Genomic DNA, 688 nt, shown 5'->3' with positions numbered 1-688 from the left:
ATCTTCGGCATCCGATGGGATCTGAAACTTACGCCTGGTCGACATATTTAAGAACCTCTCTACGGTTTGCTTTGCGCAGGCTGATTACGCGCAGGGCTTCGCCGCGCATCGCGTACACGATTACATGGATGCGATCACCAATCGGGCCGATAGCAACCATGCGCGTTTCTGGGTAGTCGAAACGATCGTCTACTTTCACCTGTGCTGCGTCCCATTCGAAGGATTCAGCGAGCGACAGCGGGATGCCGTGCTTTTTTTGGTTTGCCGCGTCTTTGGCGGGATCGAATTCGACTTCCATGTGATTATTGTACGTACACAAATGCAGGTCCGCAACATATTTTTGTACGTACGTAAATTGCGGCTGACACCAGCGCATCTTTGAAGCAAAAAGGCCCGACAGCCTTTCGGTGTCGAGCCCCTTGCCTTCTCTGCCGACTATTCTCAGCGTACTACTGCCGCACCGGCTTGCGATGGCGCTTCATTAGTTAAGATGGTTTCCGAGTGGCGCGCGTCGATCATCTGCTTTCCCTGCCGTTCCTGCGTGGTCTAGTAGCGTTCCGTGGTGACCCGCGCAGCTAATTATTGACCTTTCCATAAATCATGACGTCACCACAAGGTTGCCTGAATCCAGCACGCGGCGATGATCGAAGGTCGGTGCTGAGCGCTTTTGAGCTTGTTGCGAGCGACG

The 688-nt window shown here is 53.5% G+C and carries 1 protein-coding gene; it reads right to left on the bottom strand.

Annotated features, from left to right (window positions below):
* Nucleotides 1-28 precede the first annotated feature (28 nt).
* Nucleotides 29-298 carry a BrnT family toxin gene (locus HV796_RS43010; protein ID WP_175233646.1) on the bottom strand — a complete coding sequence of 90 codons (270 nt, stop codon included), beginning with the start codon at nucleotides 296-298 and terminating at the stop codon, nucleotides 29-31.
* Between the last annotated feature and the right edge of the window lie 390 nt (nucleotides 299-688).

Origin of the sequence: Paraburkholderia humisilvae (assembly GCF_902859855.1) — a bacterium.
Taxonomy (GTDB): domain Bacteria; phylum Pseudomonadota; class Gammaproteobacteria; order Burkholderiales; family Burkholderiaceae; genus Paraburkholderia; species Paraburkholderia humisilvae.
This window is presented reverse-complemented; position numbering and strand designations above follow the sequence as displayed.

Excerpts from the sequence above, each read along its gene's own strand:
- HV796_RS43010 (WP_175233646.1), bottom strand. The coding sequence starts at position 298 with ATGGAAGTCGAATTCGATCCCGCCAAAGACGCGGCAAACCAAAAAAAG.